Here is a 15,452-nt window from a genome sequence, read left to right as displayed (position 1 = left end):
TCGCCTTTTTCTTTGGGGGCAGAGGCGCCTAACGCTGGACCCACCCCTTGGGCAGCCCCACTTCCGGCGTCATGCCGTAGACCGGCTCGCCCGGCAGCCCCGCCTGCAGCGGCACGCGGGCGGCCATCAGGCGCTCCAGGTCCACCCCCGTGGCAATGCCCATGGCTTCGAACATGAACACCAGGTCTTCGGTCACCACGTTGCCCGACGCGCCCGGCGCATAGGGGCAGCCGCCCAGGCCGCCCAGCGACGCATCAAAGGTGCGCACCCCCACGTCGTAGGCCGCCAGGCAGTTGGCCAGGCCCAGGCCGCGGGTGTTGTGCATGTGGGCCGCACCGGCCTTGGCACCCAGCTCGGCGCGCAGGCGCGTGAACAGGCGGCGCACCTGCGCCGGGTTGGCCATGCCGGTGGTGTCCGACAGGCCCACCTCGTCGGCACCGGCCTCGGCGCACAAGCCTGCGAGCCAGATCACATCGTCCTCGGGCACCAAGCCCTGCAGCGTGCAGCCAAAGGCGGTGGACAACCCCACCTCCACCAGCACGCCGGGCGCCTGCGCGTTACGCAGCTGTGCCACGGCGCGCACCTCCTCGACCATGGCCTCGCGCGTCTTGCGCACATTGGCCAGCGAATGGGCAGCACTGGCCGATACCGGAAGGGTGACCTTGTGCACCCCTGCTGCCAGCGCCGCCTCGGCGCCGCGGAGGTTGGGGGCCAGGGCCATCACGGTGATGCCAGGGTGGGTGAGCGCGTGCTGCACCACTTCGGCCACATCGGCCATCTGGGGCAGCAGGCGGGCGGGCACGAAGGAGCCGACTTCGATCTCGCGCAGGCCGGCCGCCACCAGGGCGTCGATCCAGCGCAGCTTGTCGGCCGTGGGCATGGTGGCTTTGACGGACTGCAGGCCATCGCGCGGGCCGACTTCGCTGATGAGTACTTGGGGTTGCGTCATGGTGCTGGACGGAGGATGCCGCCGAGGATAGCGCGCTGGCGCTGCCAGAAGGTGCCCTGGGGGTTTTGAACAAAGTGGCAATTTGTGATGCCATACCGGCAAACAGCCCAGCAATATGCAGCAGATTGGGCGATTCCCATTGTTTTGGCGCTTCGGGACACTGCTTGGAGCCCTATCCATTCCCATTCGGAGACAAGCGCCATGCCCTCACACCATCCTTTTTCCACCCGCTACCTCAGTGCCACCGATGTCATCGACATGGTGCAGCGCAAAGGCGTCGAGGCCTGCCTGCGCGGCATTGCCGACTACATCCAGGCCGACTTTCTGCGCTGGGGCGCGTTCGACAAATCCGCACGTGTGGCCAGCCACTCGCGCGACGGCGTGATCGAACTCATGCCCATTGCCGATGACCAGACCTATGCGTTCAAGTACGTCAACGGCCACCCCAAGAACACGCGCTGGGGGCTGCCTACGGTGATGGCGTTTGGCGTGCTGGCCGATGTGGCCACGGGCGCGCCGCTGCTGCTGAGCGAACTCACGCTCACCACCGCCCTGCGCACCGCCGCCATGTCGGCCGTGGCCGCCCGCGCCCTGGCGCGGCCTGGCAGCCGCACCATGGCGCTGATCGGCAACGGCGCCCAAAGCGAGTTCCAGGCACTGGCCTTCCACCACCTGCTGGGCATCACCGCGCTGCGGCTGTTTGACACGGACCCGACCGCCACCGCCAAGCTGCAGGCCAACCTGCAAGGCACAGGCCTGCGCACCGTGGCCTGCAACAGCACGGCCGAGGCCGTGCGCGGCGCCGACGTCGTGACCACGGTGACGGCCGACAAGACCAACGCCACCATCCTCACGCCCGGCATGCTGGCGCCCGGTATGCACATCAACGCCGTGGGCGGCGACTGCCCCGGCAAGACCGAGCTGCATGCCGACGTGCTGCGCCAGGCCCAGGTGTTTGTGGAATACGCGCCGCAGACGCGCATCGAAGGCGACATCCAGCAGCTGCCTGCCGACTTTGGGGTGACCGAGCTGTGGGAAGTGCTGGCAGGCCAACACACCGGCCGGGCCAGCGATGCCGCAATAACGGTGTTTGACTCCGTAGGCTTTGCGCTGGAGGACTTTTCTGCGCTGCGCTTCTTGCGCGATACGGCCGCCGAGCTGGGCATGGGCCAACCCATCGAACTCATCCCCCAGCTGTCAGACCCCAAGAACCTGTTTGGGCTGCTGCGCACGCACAACCCCCTGCTGCGCGCTGTGGCCTGACGCCTGTCCGGTCACCCCTTCTCAGTCCCTCCAGACCACGCTGCTGGCGGAGTCGGCGCGTGTGGTGCGGAAATGGTTGGCCGGGTGGGCTGGGTCCGCCATGCCAAAGGAGATGCCGCAGACGATGCTGCGGTCATTGCCAATGCCCAGCACCTCGCGCAGCACGCCGGGGTAGGACGCCAGCGCCGCCTGTGCGATGGAGCCCACGCCCAGGCTGTGCGCGGCCAGCATGAAGTTGCTCACATACGCGCCACAGTCCACCGCACCATAGACGCCCAGTGCCTCGTCGCTGGTGACGATGGCCACATGCGGTGCGCCGAACATCGTGAAGTTCTGCGCCGCCTGGCGGGCCGAGGCTTCGCGGTCACCCTTGGCAATGCCCAGGGCTTCGTACAGGCCCCAGCCGCATTCGCGCCGCCGTTCCTGGTACACGCCCCGGTATTCGCGGGGCCAGGGCAGGTCGGGGTTGGGGGCTGCGGTGGTCATGTGCGACTGCAGTGCGCTGCGCAGGCGCTCCAGCGTGGTGCCGCTGGCTATGGTGAGCTGCCAGGGCTGCGCGTTGCACCACGAGGCCGTGCGCTGCGCGGTGACCAGGATGGCTTCGATGGTGCCGCGCGGCAACGGCTCGGGCAGAAAAGCGCGGCAGCTGTAGCGGGTGTGGAGCAGCGTGGAGAGGGTGTCAAACGCCGGGCTGTGGGCGGCGGTCCCGTTCGCGGTGGATGTCATGGCGGTGGCTAGGCCTTCTTGGCCTTGGCGGCAGGCTTGGCCGCTGACTTGGGGGCCGGCTTGTCAGCATCCGCGTCTGCTGCATGTTTCTTCTTGTCTGCGGCGGGCTTCTTGGCGCCGGGGTGGGGCGCGTTGAGCAGGGCGTCCAGCTGCTCGCCTATTTCGGCCTCGATGCGGTCCTTGAACGCGCCGAACAGAAAGCCTAGCTGTGCCTTCATCTCGAACTGGTGCGCATCCACCAGCAGCGTGCCCTTGACGCCCGAGCGGGAGAAGGTGAGCAGGTCTTCCTTGTCCCCTTCTTCGTAGGTGCATTCCATGTCGAATTTTTCTTCGGCCTTTTCGGCCCAGGAGAAGGCGACCTTGCGGGCTTCCTTGAAGCCCAGGTGGTGTTCGCGGTGGATATGAATGTCAGGCACCGGCTGTCTCCTTGAGGTGTTGGGGGTCAGGTAAAAGGGCGCGCAGTGTGTCGTGCCGCTCGGGCAGGGGCTGCTGCGTCAGTTGTCGTACGGCATCATAAAACCGGGGCCAGTTGCGCCCCTCGCGTTCAAACAAGGCCTCGAACGCGGGCACCAGTTCGTCGTAGGCGGCCTGGGCGGCAAAACTGGCGTTGTTGGCCTGGGCCACCCAGCGGTCGTAGCCTGCCACCTGGGCAGTGGTGGCCCGGGGGGGCGTGCCGCCGGGGGCGTCCAGCCAGCGTGCGCGCAGTGCGGCATAGTCGTCTCGAAACGCTTGCATTGCTTCTTTTTTCATAGCACTCAAGGCATGATCTTCTATCGCTTGAAGCTCCTTCTGCTCATAAATGGCCGCCAGGCGGGTGCGCGTGGCCCGGGTGAGCATGCGGAAGGCGCTGCGCCGCGCTTCGCTGGTGGCGTAGGCCTCGCGCGCGGCGGGGGTGGACTGCGTGGCCAGCCACCGCGCCACGCCAATGCGTTCCACCGCGGTGGCAAAGGATTCGTTGAACAAGGTGTCGTTCTTGGCATAGACCACCTGGTGCGCCAGCTCGTGGAACAGCAGGCGCACAAAGTCTCCCTCGGGCCAGGCGATGAAGGTGGACAGCAGCGGGTCGCCGCCCGCCCAGTTCATGTAGCCCAGCGTGGAGTAGGCGGGCACGCCGTACACCTCCACCTCCAGGCCCTGTGCGGACAGCTCGGCGGCCTCGGCCTGTGCCGCAGCTTCGGTGAAATAGCCACGGTAGCCGATGCAGCCCGTGACCGGAAAGCACCAGGTGTGCAGCGTCAGCGAATAGGGCGGCGCTGCGACCACGTTCCACACGGCGGCGGGGCGCTTCAGGTCGGCATAGCGGCGGTAGCTGGCGTTGTCGGGCAGGCCGAGTTCTGCCACCGCAAAGGCCCGCGCACGTTGCGCCAGCTGCAAGCGCTCGCGCAGGGCGGGCGAGATGTCCTTGCGCGCCACCCATTCGTCAATCGGTTCTGCGGCATGCATGATCTGCATGTGCCCGCGCAGCGACTGCCAGTAGTAGCCCAGCGCGTTGGAGGGACCGGTGGTGCTGGCGCAGCCGGCCAGCACCAGGCAAAACATCAGGCTGAAAGTGGCCCGCAGGCGGGAAAGTGGCTGGCGCATGGGGGCAGTTTATGGGCAGATCGAACCCTTTGCGCTCGCCCTGTCAGCAGCCTGGCTGTTGCGCTTTCTAGAATGCCGCGCATGACCCCTTTGACCGCTCCCGATCCTGCTCGCCAACCCGCGCTGGCCGACGGCCTGTTCGCCGACGAGGCCGGTTGCCCGCGCTGCACCTGGTGCCAGTCCACGCCGCTGTACCGCCACTACCACGACACCGAGTGGGGCTTTCCGGTGGCCGACGACCGCAGGCTGTTCGAGAAGATCTGCCTGGAGGGTTTTCAATCGGGCCTGAGCTGGCTCACCATCCTGAACAAGCGCGAGGGCTTTCGCGCGGCGTTCGCGAACTTCGACGCCGAGCAGGTCGCAGCCTTCGGCCCGGCCGAGGTCGAGCGCCTGGTGCAGGACGCGGCCATCGTGCGCCACCGGGGCAAGATCGAGTCCACCATCAACAATGCCCACCGTGTGCTGGAGCTGCGGCGCGAGTTTGGTTCGCTGGCGCACTACGCCTGGCGCTACGAGCCCGCTGCCACCGACCGGCCCGAGCGCATCACGCGCGAAGTGGCGCGCACCCTGTCCACATCGCCGGCTTCCATTGCCATGTCCAAGGACCTGAAAAAGCGCGGCTGGAGCTTTGTGGGCCCGACCACGGTGTACGCCTTCATGCAGGCGATGGGGCTGGTCAATGACCACCTGGAAGGCTGCCACTCGCGCCCCGCAGCGCTCGCTGCGCGCAAGGCGTTTGTGGTGCCGCGCGGTTGATTGCTCAGACCCGCGCCACGGGACGCAGTAGCCACAGCGCTCCCAACGCGGCGAGGCCCAGCAGTGTGGTGAGCCACAGGGCCGCTGCCCCGGCGCTGTCCAGCAGCATGCCAAACAGCACCGGTGCAAACGCCTGCGCCACGCGGGCGGGCACCATCATCAGGCCCTGGCGCGCGCCGTAGCCTGCTGGCCCAAACAGCACCAGTGGCAGCGTGCCCTTGGCAATGGTCAGTATCCCGTTACCTGCCCCGTGCAGCACGGTGAACACCGCTGCCGCAGGCCCGCCCAGCACCATCAGCAGGCCCGCGCCCACAGGGTGTGCGGCGGCTGCCAGCTGGGCCGATAGCAGCGGGTGCAGGCGGCGCAGAAAACCAAACTCCAGCAGGCGTGCCGCCACCTGCGCAGGGCCCACCAGTGCCGCCAGGGCCACTGCCGCATGCAGCGACGTACCGCTGGCCTGCAGCAGGCGCGGCAGGTGGGCTGCCATGGCGGTGCTGGTGAACCACGTGACCGCAAACACAAAGGACAGCAGCACGGTGGTGCGCAGCGGGTGTGCTGGAGTGGGCGGGGCGGATACGGCCGTTTCTGTGGCGGGCGCTGCGATGGCGTCCGTCGATGGTTCGGGGGCCTTGTCTGCGGCGTCGGCGCGCGGCAGCCAGCCATTGAGCGGCACGCCCACCAGCAGGTGCAATGCGGCCCAGCCCGCACACGCGCCGCGCCAACCCCACTGCGTCTCCATCCAGGCCGACAGCGGCCAGCCCACGGTGCTGGCGAACCCCGCGATCAGCGTGATGCCGGTGATGGCGCTGCGCGCGCCCTGGCCGTACAGCCGCACCAGCGTGGCAAACGCCGCCTCGTAAAGGCCCGACCCCATGGCCACGCCCATCAGCACCCACGCGGCAAACAGGCCCACCGGGCCTTGCGCCAGGGCCATGCCCGCCAGAGCAGCTGCAAACAACAGGTTGGTGCCCATCAGCACCGGGCGGCCGCCATGGCGGTCAATGGCGCGACCCGCGAAAGGCCCGAGCAGCGCCGACACGATGAGCGCCACGGAAAACGCGGCGAACACCGTGGGGGTGGCCACACCCAGGTCGCGCGCCATGGGCGCGGCCAGCATGGCAGGCAGGTAGTAGGACGAGGCCCAGGCCAGCGTCTGGGCCGTGCCCAGGCGCGCCACGGTCCAGCGTTGCGAGGCGGCGCTCATTCCGCGCGGTGGGCCATGGCGGGGGCGCGCGAGGTTGCCTCAGACACGCTGGCCCTGCGCGTTGATGACGACTTCGCCATCCTCCTTGGTGAAGGCACCTTGCTGCGGTGCGGGCAGGATGTCCAGCACTTTCTCGGACGGGCGGCACAGCCGCGTGCCCAGGGGCGTGACCACGATGGGGCGGTTGATGAGGATGGGGTGCTGCAGCATCGCGTCGATGAGCTGCGCGTCGGTGACGCCCGGTGCGTCCAGTTGCAGCTCGGTGAAGATCGCCTCCTTGGTGCGCACGGCGTTGATCACCGGCTCGCCTGTCGCTGCAATCAGCGCCACCAGCGTGGCACGGTCGGGCGGGGTTTGGAGGTATTCGATGACCTCGGGCTCCATGCCGCTGTTGCGGATCATGGCGAGGGTGTTGCGGGACGTGCCGCACTTGGGGTTGTGATAGATCGTGATGGTGGTCATGGCGTGCTGGAAAGTACGGAAACAATGGGCGAAAGTTTGCCACTGCGCTGGGGCCAGCCCGGTAAATTTTCCAACGCGTTCAGCAGCCGCAGGCCCGCATCGCCCAGCGCTCCGTCGTTGTGCACCTCCAGGCTGGCCGCGCCCGGCGGCGGGCTGTAGGCCAGCGCGCGCTGCACCCGGGCCTCCACCTCTTCGCGCGTCTCGCGGCCGCGCGCCAGCAGACGTCCGCGCAGCACCTGCGGGCTGGCGGTGATGTGCACGGCCACCAGGTCCGGGAAGCGCGCCAGGGCCTCGGGCAGGTAGGCGCGCGAGCCATTGAGCAGCACCCAGTGGCCCTGCGCCAGCGGCGCCAGTTGCGCATGCCGCACGCCGTAACCCAGGCCGTTGGCCTGCCAGTGCAGGGCAAATGCGTGGTCGCTGCACAGCGCAACAAACGTTTGGGGCGAAACGCTTTCATGCACTTCGCCGGCAGACGTCGCGGCACGGCTGATGGTGCGCTGCGCCCAGTGCACGGGGCAGGGCTGGGGCAGGTGGGCGCGCAGCCAGTCCAGCAGGCTGTCCTTGCCCGCACCCGAGGGGCCCATGCAGTAGACCAGCCGGCCCGCGGTCATGCGCCCATCTCCAGGTGATCCAGCAGCACAAAGTCGGCGCCGGGTGTGGGCTCTGCGAACAAGGCCAGGCTGTTGAACTTGAGGATGGGCAGGTCCGAGAAGAACTCCTGCGCGGCCTCGAACACCAGCGCCTGCGTCTGTGTGTCCACCTGCGCCAGGCTGCCGGTGAGCGACAGGTGAAAGCGGAACTCGTCCAGCACAAAGGGGTAGCCCCATTGCTGCAGCAGCGCGTCTTGCCGGGCAGTGAGCCCCGCCGAGCGGCGCCGGGCGAGGTCGGCGTCGGACAAGGGAGCGGCCAAGGGCTGGAGCGCCGTCACGCAGGTGGCGGCGGTCTCCTGGATCTGCGCATTGGCGAGGTGCAACGCCGGGGGCACCAGTGCCAGAAAGTCGTCGATGCGTTGCACCTGCAGGGGCGGCAGCACAAAGGGTTGCAGCCCGCGCGCCACGGACTGCACGGCCTGGTGCAGCGTGATCCAGTCGGCGCCGGGCGCCAGCGCAAACGGCGCCTTGAGTGTGGCGTGCCAGCCGTAGCGGCGGGGTGCTGCGGTCAGGCGGTGCAGATCGTCCGCCGCCACGCTGTCGATGGCGAGCTGCTGCAGCGGCTGCAGCAGCGCGGCGCAGCGCCCCAGCCAGTGGCTGCCGGCCAGCCAGCCCAGGCTGCCCGGGTTGGGTGCGAAATAGACCGCATAGCGGTGGTGGGTGGGTGGCATGTCAGGCGTGTTCATCGTGGTCAATGGTCAGTTTCACGCGGTCGCCCGCAAACCAGGCGCGGGCCCATTCGATGGGCGTGCCTGCCAGGTCCACGTTCAGGCTCTCTACCTGCAGCACGGGGCGTGAGGTGGGCTGGCGCAACTGGGCGGCCACTTCGGCGCTCGGCAGCTCGGCGGTGATGCGGCTTTCGCGGCGCGTGTAGTCAGCAACGCCGTGGGCAGTGAAGCCTGCGGTGATGGAGCCCGTTTCGCGCACCACGGCCGCCAGGTTTTCGAAGCGGGGCAGGGGAAAGTAGCGCTCGCTGATGTGCAGGGGCTGGCCCTCGGCGTCGCCCCGAACGCGCAGCGCCAGCAGCGGGCTGCGCGCGGGCACTTGCAGCGCCTTGGCCAGCGCCGCCGTGGCGCGCGTGGTCTGGGCCTGCAGCACCACCAGGCTGCCGCGCAGACCGGCCTGTGCCAGGCCCTGCTGGTGGCGCGTGCGCTTGCCCAGCACCAGGTCCACCGCAAAGTCTTCCACATAGGTGCCGCTGCCCTGCGTGATGCGCACCAGCCCCTGGCTGCACAGGCTGGCGAGCGAACGGCGGATGGTGTGGCGGTTCACGCCGAACTGCTCGGCCAGCGCGTGTTCCGAGGGCAGTCGCTGGCCCGGCGGATAGACGCCGCTGCCGATGGCCTCGGCCAGCTCGGCGGCTATGCGCGTCCAGAAGCTGTCGCGCGCAGGGCGCAGTGGTGGTGCTTGCGGGACCTGCAACGGGGTCGTGAGAGAGGTGGTGCTGGCTGTCATGAAACCTACATGCGCGCTCTTTAAGCTGGCGCCAGTTGTTCAATTTGTCTATACAACTTTCAGGGTACCACTTCCATGTTTCAAGCCTTTGACAACCCGGGACCGGGCCGCCCACTGGGCCGCGCGCAGTGGATGGCGCTGCTGGCCCGGGCGCCGCTGGGGCTGCTCGAATCTGCCTTGCATGAGCATGCCACGCGCCCCGCGCGCTGGCTGCGTGCGCCAGAGACCGGTCTGATGATGGTGCAGGGCCGCGCCGGTGGCACGGGCGAGCGCTTCAACCTGGGTGAGGTCACCGTCACCCGCTGCGCGCTGCGCGTGGCCGACGCATCGGACACTTCTGAGGCCACCGTGGGCGTGGCCTACGTGCTGGGCCGTTCGCACCGCCAGGTGCAGCTGGCGGCCTTGGCCGATGCGCTGCTGCAAGACCCTGTTCAGCAACCGGTGCTGGACGCACAACTGCTCGACCCCATCCGCAACCACCTGCGCAATATGCAGGCTGAGCGCCAGGCGCGGGCTGCCAGCACCAAGGTGGACTTTTTCACCGTGGCGCGCGAGAGCGGTGCCGACAACGACGAGGACACCGAATGAGCACGACCTCCTTGGCATCGCTGGGTGCCGGATTTTCGAACGAAGCCTTTGGCAGCCAGGCGGTGTTCCGCGCGGTGCTGCAGGCGCTGTCGCACCCCGGCCGCACGGTGGCGGTAGAACACGACGCGCAAGCTCCTGCCGTGGGGCATGCCGTATCGGCTGCCGTGCTGCTGGCGCTGCTCGACAGCGACTGCACGTTGTGGCTCTCGCCCAAGCTGGCAGCCAGTGATGCCGGTGCCTGGCTGCGCTTTCACACAGGCTGCACTGTGGTGGCCGACGCCGCGCAAGCCCGTTTTGTGTGGGTGGCGCAGGGTGATGCGCTGCCTGCCCTGAACCGTCTGGCCCTGGGCACCGACATCTACCCCAACCAATCAGCGACTTGCGTGGTCGATGTATCGCGTGCCGCCGTCACCACGGCGGACGCAAGTGAGGCATGGCACTTGCGCGGCCCCGGCATCCAGGAGGTGGCGGACTTGCAGGTGGATGGCTTGCCTGAGGACTTCGAGGCCCAGTGGGCGGCCAACCATGGGGTGTTTCCACGCGGTGTGGATCTGCTGCTGGCCACTGCGGACCACATCGTGGGCCTGCCCCGCACCACGCGGGCGACGCGCAGCGCCACAGCCCTTCAGGAGGCCTGAGCATGTACGTAGCCGTCAAAGGCGGAGAAGCCGCCATTCTCAAAAGCTACCAGTTGTTGGCCCGCCAGCGCCGGGGCGATGTCTCGCAGCCCGAACTCTCGGTAACGCAGATCCGCCAGCAGCTCAAGCTGGCCGTGGACCGGGTGATGACCGAGGGATCGGTGTACGACCCTGAGCTGGCGGCCCTGGCCATCAAGCAGGCAGCAGGCGACCTGGTGGAAGCCATCTTTTTGCTGCGCGCCTACCGCGCCACGCTGCCACGCCTGGGCACCACCTGCGCGCTGGACACCAGCCGCATGGCGCTGGACCGCCGCATCTCCGCCACCTTCAAGGACCTGCCTGGTGGCCAGGTGCTGGGCCCCACCTACGACTACACGCAGCGCCTGCTGGACTTCAAGCTGCTAGCCGAAGGCACGGTGACGCCGCCTGCCGCTGCAGCAGCTGTGGTGTCGCCCAGCCCCACACCCCGTGTGGTGGACCTGCTCAACCAGGAAGGCCTGATCGAAACCCGCCCCGTGCCCCCGGGCGACCCCGCGCCCACGGACCTGACCCGCGAGCCGCTGCGCTTCCCCGCCAACCGGGCCACGCGCCTGCAAAACCTGGCGCGCGGCGACGAGGGCTTCCTGCTCGCCATGGCGTATTCCACGCAGCGCGGCTATTCGCACTCGCACCCGTTTGTGGGTGAGGTGCGCCTGGGCACGGTAGCGGTGGAGGTCGTACCCGAAGAGCTGGGCTTTGCCATCGAGATCGGTGACATCGAGATCACCGAATGCGAAATGGTGAACCAGTTTGCGGGCAGCAAGAGCCAGCCCCCGCAGTTCACGCGCGGCTACGGTCTGGCTTTTGGCCACAGCGAGCGCAAGGCGATGGCCATGAGCTTGGTGGACCGAGCCCTACGTGCCGATGAGCTGGGTGAACCGGTGGAGTCGCCCGCGCAGATGCAGGAATTTGTGCTGGGCCACAGCGACAGCCTGGAGGCGTCTGGCTTCGTGCAGCACCTGAAGTTGCCGCACTACGTGGACTTTCAGTCCGAGCTGGAGCTGGTGCGCAAGATGCGCGCCGCTGCCGCCCACCCCACCACCCCCGCCGAGGAGGATGCCGCATGAACGCGCCCATGGAACCCGCCGTGATGGGCCTGCCCGCCGACGCCGCACCGGTGGACGGCCACTTCAACTTTGCCTACCTGGACGAGCGCACCAAGCGCATGATCCGCCGCGCCATCCTCAAGGCCGTGGCCATCCCCGGCTACCAGGTGCCGTTTGGCTCCCGCGAAATGCCGCTGCCCTATGGCTGGGGCACGGGCGGCATCCAGGTCACCGCGTCCATCATCGGCCCGCAGGACTGCCTCAAGGTCATCGACCAGGGATCGGACGACACGGTCAACGCGGTCAACATCCGCCGCTTCTTCGAGCGCACCACGGCCGTGGCGACCACCACCCGCACGCGCGAGGCCACGCTGATCCAGACGCGCCACCGCATCCCCGAGACACCGCTGGCCGAAGGCCAGGTCATCGTCTACCAGGTGCCAGTGCCCGAGCCCATGCAGCGCCTGGAGCCGCGGGAGACCGAAACGCGCACTCTGCATGGCCTGGCCGAGTACGGGCTCATGCACGTCAAGCTCTACGAAGACATCGCGCGCTACGGCCACATTGCCACCACCTACGACTACCCCGTGCTGGTCAACGGCCGCTATGTGATGGCGCCGTCGCCCATCCCCAAGTTCGACAACCCCAAGATGCACATGAACCCCGCGCTGCAGCTGTTTGGCGCGGGCCGCGAAAAGCGCATCTACGCCGTGCCGCCCTATACACCGGTGGAGAGCCTGGGTTTTGAGGACCACCCGTTCGAGGTGCAGCGCTGGGATGCTGCCTGCGCGCTGTGCGGCGCCACCGACAGCTTTCTCGACGAGGTCATCACCGACGACCAGGGCGGGCGCATGCATGTCTGTTCCGATTCGGACTACTGCCACGAGCGCCAGGCGCAGCAGGCCGAAACGGCGCAGGTGGAAGGCGGCGCGGCATGAGCGCCGTGCACATTCGCGAAGCCCGGCAGGCCGACCTGGAGAGCGTGCTGGCGCTGTATGCCGCCATTGAAGACAGCCCGGCCGACGTGCTGACCCTGGAAGAAGCCCAGGCCGTGTGGGCCCAGTTCGCCCGCTACCCCAGCTACCGCCTGTGGGTGGCCTGCGACCCCGCGCAGCACGGCGCCGTGGTGGGCACCTATGCGCTGATCGTCATGCACAACCTGGCGCACCGGGGCACGCCCTCGGCCATCGTGGAAGACGTGGTGGTGGCACAGGACCAGCAGGGCCGAGGCATTGGCCGCCAGATGATGGCCCACGCCATGCAGCAGGCGCGCGACGCGGGCTGCTACAAGCTCGCGCTCTCGTCCAACGCCCGCCGCAAGGGCGCGCATGCCTTCTATGAATCCCTGGGCTTTGCGCAGCATGGCCTGAGCTTTGTTGTCGAGACCCTCACATGAATCACCCCGAACCTTCTGCGCCGCTGCTGAGCGTGCGCAACGTCAGCAAGCGCTATGGCGACCGCGTGGCGCTGCAAGGCGCGTCCTTTGACCTGTGGCCCGGCGAGGTGCTGGCCGTGGTGGGCGAGTCGGGCTCCGGCAAGTCCACGCTGCTCAACGCCATTGCAGCACGCAGCGCCCCGGACGAAGGCACGGTGCAGTTCCGCCAGCGCAGCGGCGAGCTGCAGAACATCTACGCCATGACCGAAGCGCAGCAGCGCCTGCTGGCCCGCACCGACTGGGGCTTTGTGCACCAGAACGCGGCGGACGGCCTGCGCATGGATGTGTCCGCCGGTGCCAATGTGGGTGAGCGCCTGATGGGCCTGGGCGAGCGCCACTACGGCCGCCTGCGCGCCACGGCCACGGAATGGCTGCAGCGTGTCGAGATCGATGCGGCGCGCATCGACGATGCACCGCGCACGTTTTCGGGCGGCATGCGCCAGCGCCTGCAGATTGCGCGCAACCTGGTCACCCAGCCTCGCCTGGTGTTCATGGACGAGCCCACCTCGGGCCTCGATGTATCAGTGCAGGCGCGCCTGCTGGACCTGCTGCGCCAGCTCACGCGGCAGATGCAGTTGGCGGCCATTGTGGTCACGCACGACCTGGCCGTGGCACGCCTGCTGGCCCACCGCATGGTGGTCATGCAACGCGGCCGCGTGGTGGAGGCGGGCCTGACCGACCAGGTGCTCGACGACCCGCAACACCCCTACACCCAGCTCCTCGTTTCTTCGGTACTGCAGCCATGAACCAGCCTTCCATTGCGCCCATTCTCCAGATGCAAGGGGTGGCCAAGCGCTTCACCCTGCACCACCAGAACGGCATTGAACTGCCCGTGCTCGCCCACGTGGACCTGGCCGTGCAGCCCGGTGAATGTGTGGTGCTGGACGGCCCCTCGGGCATGGGCAAGAGCACGCTGCTCAAGATGATCTACGCCAACTACCGGGTCAATGCAGGGAGCATCACCGTGCGCTCGGCCGATGGCGCAGTGGTGGATGTGACGCAGGCCACGCCGCGTGCGCTGGTGCAGCTGCGGCGCGACACCGTGGGCTACGTGAGCCAGTTCCTGCGGGTCATCCCGCGCGTGTCGGCGCTGGACGTGGTGGCCGAGCCACTGGCGGAAGACGCCGGCGACGACCCAGCGGGCATCGAGGCCGCACGCGAGACCGCCCGGCAGTGGCTGACCCGCCTGCGCATCCCCGAGCGGCTGTGGCACCTTCCACCCGCCACCTTCTCGGGCGGGGAGCAGCAGCGCATCAACATTGCCCGCAACATGATCAAGCCCAAACCCCTGCTGTTGCTGGACGAGCCCACCGCATCGCTCGATGCAGCCAACACCGAGACCGTGATCGCCATGATCCGCGAGGCGGTGGCGCGCGGCGCGGCCCTGGTGGGCATTTTTCATGACGCACAGGTCGGCACTGCCGTGGCCACGCGCCGCGTGAACGTGGGTGACTTCCGGGGAGCATCGGCATGAATACAACCGTGTTCAAGAACGCCCGTATGGTGCTGCCAGGCGAAGTGGTGTTGGGCAGCCTGCACGTGGATGGCGGGCGCATTGCGTCGCTGGACAGCGGGGCCACCTCAGCTTTGCAAGGCATCGACCTGAGGGGCGACTACCTGCTGCCCGGGCTGGTCGAAATCCACACCGACAACTTTGAGCGCCACCTGATGCCGCGCCCCAAGGTGCAATGGGCCGAAATGCCCGCACTGCTGGCGCACGACGCCGAGATTGCGGCCGCAGGCATCACGACGGTACTCGACGCGCTGGGCGTGGGCGAGGCCGACGTGGACAGCCTGCGCGGCAGCGCCTGGAACCGCGTGCTCGACACCATCGATACCTGCACCGAGCGCAACCTGCTGCGGGCCGACCACCACCTGCATGTGCGCTGCGAGCTGCCTGCGCCCAACACCATCGACCTGTTCGAGCCCTTCCACGGGCACCCACGCCTGTCGCTGATTTCGCTGATGGACCACACCCCAGGCCAGCGCCAGTGGGAGAACATCGAGCAGGCACGCACCTACTACACCGGCAAGAAGGGCTGGAGCGCCGAGAAATTCGAGCGCCAGGTGGCGCACGCGGCCACGCTGCAGGCGCAGTACGCCGAGCCCCACCGCGCGTACTTCGTGGATTACTGCCGCACGCACGGCATCTCGCTGGCCAGCCACGACGACACCACGGTGGCCCATGTGGAGCAGGCCCATGCCGAAGGGGCCGCAATGTCGGAGTTCCCGACCACACTGGCCGCAGCCCAGGCCGCGCACGAACGTGGCTTGCTCACCGTGATGGGCGGGCCCAACGTCGTGCGCGGTGGTTCGCATTCGGGCAACGTGGCCGCGGCCGACCTGGCGCGCAGGGGGCTCTTGGACATCCTCTCTTCCGACTATGTGCCCGGCAGCCTGCTGAGCGCGGTGATGCGGCTGGTGCAGGACGACATCCTGCCTCTGCCACAGGCCGTGGCCACCGTCACCCACAACCCGGCCAAGGCGGCGGGCATGCTGGACCGGGGCGCGCTGGCGCCCGGCCTGCGCGCCGACCTGGTGCAGGTGCACATGGCCGAGCTGCCCGATGGCGGCCGCCAGGCCGTGGTGCGTGGAGTGTGGCGCGAAGGGCAGAGGGTGCTGTAGAGCGCGTGCAGGTCTTTTCCTGACATCCAAACTTC

General features: G+C 68.2%; 19 protein-coding genes. 10 read left to right on the top strand and 9 right to left on the bottom strand.

Annotated elements, in window-relative coordinates; genetic code table 11:
* Nucleotides 1–28: 28 nt before the first annotated feature.
* Nucleotides 29–949, bottom strand: coding sequence for a hydroxymethylglutaryl-CoA lyase (locus ATF69_RS05545; protein WP_146870151.1), 921 nt, complete (start codon nucleotides 947–949; stop codon nucleotides 29–31).
* A 201-nt stretch (nucleotides 950–1,150) separates the two neighbouring features.
* Here ATF69_RS05545 and ATF69_RS05540 point away from each other — a divergent pair, with 201 nt between their 5' ends.
* Nucleotides 1,151–2,212 carry an ornithine cyclodeaminase gene (locus ATF69_RS05540; protein ID WP_146870150.1) on the top strand — a complete coding sequence of 354 codons (1,062 nt, stop codon included), beginning with the start codon at nucleotides 1,151–1,153 and terminating at the stop codon, nucleotides 2,210–2,212.
* Nucleotides 2,213–2,233: 21 nt separating this feature from the next.
* On the opposite strand, the gene ATF69_RS05535 is transcribed toward ATF69_RS05540, so the two are convergent.
* The 3 genes from ATF69_RS05535 to ATF69_RS05525 are packed head-to-tail and all read right to left on the bottom strand — an operon-like array spanning nucleotide 2,234 to nucleotide 4,519.
* Complete coding sequence (locus ATF69_RS05535; RefSeq protein ID WP_146870149.1) at nucleotides 2,234–2,938, bottom strand: nitroreductase; 705 nt, start codon at nucleotides 2,936–2,938, stop codon at nucleotides 2,234–2,236.
* Between the two features lie 8 nt (nucleotides 2,939–2,946).
* Nucleotides 2,947–3,354 carry a polyhydroxyalkanoic acid system family protein gene (locus ATF69_RS05530; protein WP_146870148.1) on the bottom strand — a complete coding sequence of 136 codons (408 nt, stop codon included), beginning with the start codon at nucleotides 3,352–3,354 and terminating at the stop codon, nucleotides 2,947–2,949.
* Nucleotides 3,347–4,519, bottom strand: coding sequence for an aminopeptidase (locus ATF69_RS05525; RefSeq protein ID WP_146870147.1), 1,173 nt, complete (start codon nucleotides 4,517–4,519; stop codon nucleotides 3,347–3,349). Before ATF69_RS05525 ends, ATF69_RS05530 begins: the two co-directional genes overlap by 8 nt.
* Nucleotides 4,520–4,600: 81 nt before the next feature.
* Here ATF69_RS05525 and ATF69_RS05520 point away from each other — a divergent pair, with 81 nt between their 5' ends.
* Nucleotides 4,601–5,275: a DNA-3-methyladenine glycosylase I gene (locus tag ATF69_RS05520; RefSeq protein ID WP_146870146.1), complete on the top strand. Its 675-nt coding sequence runs from the start codon at nucleotides 4,601–4,603 to the stop codon at nucleotides 5,273–5,275.
* 4 nt (nucleotides 5,276–5,279) lie between these two features.
* Here the strand turns inward: ATF69_RS05520 and ATF69_RS05515 are convergent, their stop codons facing one another.
* Genes ATF69_RS05515 through phnF form a run of 5 tightly spaced genes read right to left on the bottom strand, consistent with a single transcriptional unit; the run spans nucleotide 5,280 to nucleotide 9,046 of the window.
* Nucleotides 5,280–6,479, bottom strand: coding sequence for an MFS transporter (locus tag ATF69_RS05515; protein WP_146870145.1), 1,200 nt, complete (start codon nucleotides 6,477–6,479; stop codon nucleotides 5,280–5,282).
* Between the two features lie 39 nt (nucleotides 6,480–6,518).
* The gene (arsC, locus tag ATF69_RS05510; protein WP_146870144.1) at nucleotides 6,519–6,941 is read right to left on the bottom strand and encodes an arsenate reductase (glutaredoxin); all 423 of its coding nucleotides are present in this window, start codon (nucleotides 6,939–6,941) and stop codon (nucleotides 6,519–6,521) included.
* Nucleotides 6,938–7,552 (bottom strand): phosphonate metabolism protein/1,5-bisphosphokinase (PRPP-forming) PhnN, encoded by a 615-nt coding sequence (gene phnN, locus ATF69_RS05505; protein WP_146870143.1) that lies wholly within the window; start codon nucleotides 7,550–7,552, stop codon nucleotides 6,938–6,940. Before phnN ends, arsC begins: the two co-directional genes overlap by 4 nt.
* Nucleotides 7,549–8,277 carry a DUF1045 domain-containing protein gene (locus ATF69_RS05500; RefSeq protein WP_146870142.1) on the bottom strand — a complete coding sequence of 243 codons (729 nt, stop codon included), beginning with the start codon at nucleotides 8,275–8,277 and terminating at the stop codon, nucleotides 7,549–7,551. Before ATF69_RS05500 ends, phnN begins: the two co-directional genes overlap by 4 nt.
* Nucleotides 8,264–9,046: a phosphonate metabolism transcriptional regulator PhnF gene (phnF, locus tag ATF69_RS05495; RefSeq protein ID WP_008903098.1), complete on the bottom strand. Its 783-nt coding sequence runs from the start codon at nucleotides 9,044–9,046 to the stop codon at nucleotides 8,264–8,266. Before phnF ends, ATF69_RS05500 begins: the two co-directional genes overlap by 14 nt.
* A gap of 75 nt (nucleotides 9,047–9,121) precedes the next feature.
* Between phnF and phnG the strand changes: the two genes are divergently transcribed.
* Genes phnG through ATF69_RS05455 form a run of 8 tightly spaced genes read left to right on the top strand, consistent with a single transcriptional unit; the run spans nucleotide 9,122 to nucleotide 15,417 of the window.
* Nucleotides 9,122–9,634 (top strand): phosphonate C-P lyase system protein PhnG, encoded by a 513-nt coding sequence (gene phnG, locus ATF69_RS05490; RefSeq protein WP_146870141.1) that lies wholly within the window; start codon nucleotides 9,122–9,124, stop codon nucleotides 9,632–9,634.
* The gene (gene phnH, locus ATF69_RS05485; protein WP_146870140.1) at nucleotides 9,631–10,272 is read left to right on the top strand and encodes a phosphonate C-P lyase system protein PhnH; all 642 of its coding nucleotides are present in this window, start codon (nucleotides 9,631–9,633) and stop codon (nucleotides 10,270–10,272) included. The genes phnG and phnH overlap by 4 nt, the downstream gene beginning before the upstream one ends.
* 2 nt (nucleotides 10,273–10,274) lie before the next feature.
* Nucleotides 10,275–11,378, top strand: a complete 1,104-nt coding sequence (locus tag ATF69_RS05480) for a carbon-phosphorus lyase complex subunit (protein ID WP_146870139.1) — start codon at nucleotides 10,275–10,277, stop codon at nucleotides 11,376–11,378.
* On the top strand, nucleotides 11,375–12,295 hold the full coding sequence (locus ATF69_RS05475; RefSeq protein ID WP_146870138.1) for an alpha-D-ribose 1-methylphosphonate 5-phosphate C-P-lyase PhnJ: 921 nt from the start codon (nucleotides 11,375–11,377) through the stop codon (nucleotides 12,293–12,295). The genes ATF69_RS05480 and ATF69_RS05475 overlap by 4 nt, the downstream gene beginning before the upstream one ends.
* Entirely contained in the window at nucleotides 12,292–12,753 is a 462-nt protein-coding gene (locus ATF69_RS05470) for a GNAT family N-acetyltransferase (protein ID WP_146870137.1), read from the top strand. Before ATF69_RS05475 ends, ATF69_RS05470 begins: the two co-directional genes overlap by 4 nt.
* The gene (gene phnK, locus ATF69_RS05465; protein WP_146870136.1) at nucleotides 12,750–13,538 is read left to right on the top strand and encodes a phosphonate C-P lyase system protein PhnK; all 789 of its coding nucleotides are present in this window, start codon (nucleotides 12,750–12,752) and stop codon (nucleotides 13,536–13,538) included. Before ATF69_RS05470 ends, phnK begins: the two co-directional genes overlap by 4 nt.
* Nucleotides 13,535–14,266, top strand: coding sequence for a phosphonate C-P lyase system protein PhnL (gene phnL / locus ATF69_RS05460; protein WP_146870135.1), 732 nt, complete (start codon nucleotides 13,535–13,537; stop codon nucleotides 14,264–14,266). The genes phnK and phnL overlap by 4 nt, the downstream gene beginning before the upstream one ends.
* Complete coding sequence (locus tag ATF69_RS05455; protein WP_146870134.1) at nucleotides 14,263–15,417, top strand: alpha-D-ribose 1-methylphosphonate 5-triphosphate diphosphatase; 1,155 nt, start codon at nucleotides 14,263–14,265, stop codon at nucleotides 15,415–15,417. Before phnL ends, ATF69_RS05455 begins: the two co-directional genes overlap by 4 nt.
* The last annotated feature ends 35 nt before the right edge of the window (nucleotides 15,418–15,452 follow it).

The sequence above is a fragment of the Acidovorax delafieldii genome (genome assembly GCF_007993815.1).
Lineage (GTDB): Bacteria > Pseudomonadota > Gammaproteobacteria > Burkholderiales > Burkholderiaceae_C > Acidovorax > Acidovorax delafieldii.
This window is presented reverse-complemented; position numbering and strand designations above follow the sequence as displayed.

Bases quoted from the DNA above. Each gene is read 5' to 3' on its own strand.
- ATF69_RS05545 (WP_146870151.1), bottom strand. From the start codon at position 949: ATGACGCAACCCCAAGTACTCATCAGCGAAGTCGGCCCGCGCGATGGC.
- ATF69_RS05540 (WP_146870150.1), top strand. From the start codon at position 1,151: ATGCCCTCACACCATCCTTTTTCCACCCGCTACCTCAGTGCCACCGAT.
- ATF69_RS05535 (WP_146870149.1), bottom strand. From the start codon at position 2,938: ATGACATCCACCGCGAACGGGACCGCCGCCCACAGCCCGGCGTTTGAC.
- ATF69_RS05525 (WP_146870147.1), bottom strand. From the start codon at position 4,519: ATGCGCCAGCCACTTTCCCGCCTGCGGGCCACTTTCAGCCTGATGTTT.
- ATF69_RS05520 (WP_146870146.1), top strand. From the start codon at position 4,601: ATGACCCCTTTGACCGCTCCCGATCCTGCTCGCCAACCCGCGCTGGCC.
- ATF69_RS05515 (WP_146870145.1), bottom strand. From the start codon at position 6,479: ATGAGCGCCGCCTCGCAACGCTGGACCGTGGCGCGCCTGGGCACGGCC.
- arsC (WP_146870144.1), bottom strand. From the start codon at position 6,941: ATGACCACCATCACGATCTATCACAACCCCAAGTGCGGCACGTCCCGC.
- phnN (WP_146870143.1), bottom strand. From the start codon at position 7,552: ATGACCGCGGGCCGGCTGGTCTACTGCATGGGCCCCTCGGGTGCGGGC.
- ATF69_RS05500 (WP_146870142.1), bottom strand. From the start codon at position 8,277: ATGAACACGCCTGACATGCCACCCACCCACCACCGCTATGCGGTCTAT.
- phnF (WP_008903098.1), bottom strand. From the start codon at position 9,046: ATGACAGCCAGCACCACCTCTCTCACGACCCCGTTGCAGGTCCCGCAA.
- phnG (WP_146870141.1), top strand. From the start codon at position 9,122: ATGTTTCAAGCCTTTGACAACCCGGGACCGGGCCGCCCACTGGGCCGC.
- phnH (WP_146870140.1), top strand. From the start codon at position 9,631: ATGAGCACGACCTCCTTGGCATCGCTGGGTGCCGGATTTTCGAACGAA.
- ATF69_RS05480 (WP_146870139.1), top strand. From the start codon at position 10,275: ATGTACGTAGCCGTCAAAGGCGGAGAAGCCGCCATTCTCAAAAGCTAC.
- ATF69_RS05475 (WP_146870138.1), top strand. From the start codon at position 11,375: ATGAACGCGCCCATGGAACCCGCCGTGATGGGCCTGCCCGCCGACGCC.
- ATF69_RS05470 (WP_146870137.1), top strand. From the start codon at position 12,292: ATGAGCGCCGTGCACATTCGCGAAGCCCGGCAGGCCGACCTGGAGAGC.
- phnK (WP_146870136.1), top strand. From the start codon at position 12,750: ATGAATCACCCCGAACCTTCTGCGCCGCTGCTGAGCGTGCGCAACGTC.
- phnL (WP_146870135.1), top strand. From the start codon at position 13,535: ATGAACCAGCCTTCCATTGCGCCCATTCTCCAGATGCAAGGGGTGGCC.
- ATF69_RS05455 (WP_146870134.1), top strand. From the start codon at position 14,263: ATGAATACAACCGTGTTCAAGAACGCCCGTATGGTGCTGCCAGGCGAA.